Below are 358 nucleotides of genomic sequence, written 5' to 3' on the forward strand. Positions count from 1 at the left end.
TTTTTTAACTTCCCTCCGAAAGAAGTCTCCCACTTCTAAACGTGAAGGTGTGCCAGCACCAGTGAAAGTGGGAGATGAATTTCGGTTAGGCGTAGCCTAAAGTTGTCTTTTTTTGCTATGATATAATCAGTCTTATATAAATGAAAGGCTATATATCAATGAAATTAGACAGTAATAACCATTCTGTATTCCTCCTATATTATCATCTTGTTCTGGTCGTAAAATATCGCTGACAAGTGATTGATGATACCATATCTGACTATGCAAAAGATATGTTTGTTAGACTGGGTGAAAATTACAATATTTCCTTAGTAGAATGGAAGCACGATGTTGAGAAGCTTTTGCTTACTCACAACGG

1 pseudogene is annotated in these 358 nt (G+C 36.0%); it reads left to right on the forward strand.

The features are described 5' to 3' along the window. Positions 1 to 158 precede the first annotated feature (158 nt). Positions 159 to 358, forward strand: a pseudogene (locus tag TEPIDINF_RS14825) (transposase); the annotation flags it as partial.

The sequence above is a fragment of the Tepidibacillus infernus genome, assembly GCF_048898065.1.
In the GTDB taxonomy this organism is placed as follows: Bacteria; Bacillota; Bacilli; order Tepidibacillales; family Tepidibacillaceae; genus Tepidibacillus_B; species Tepidibacillus_B infernus.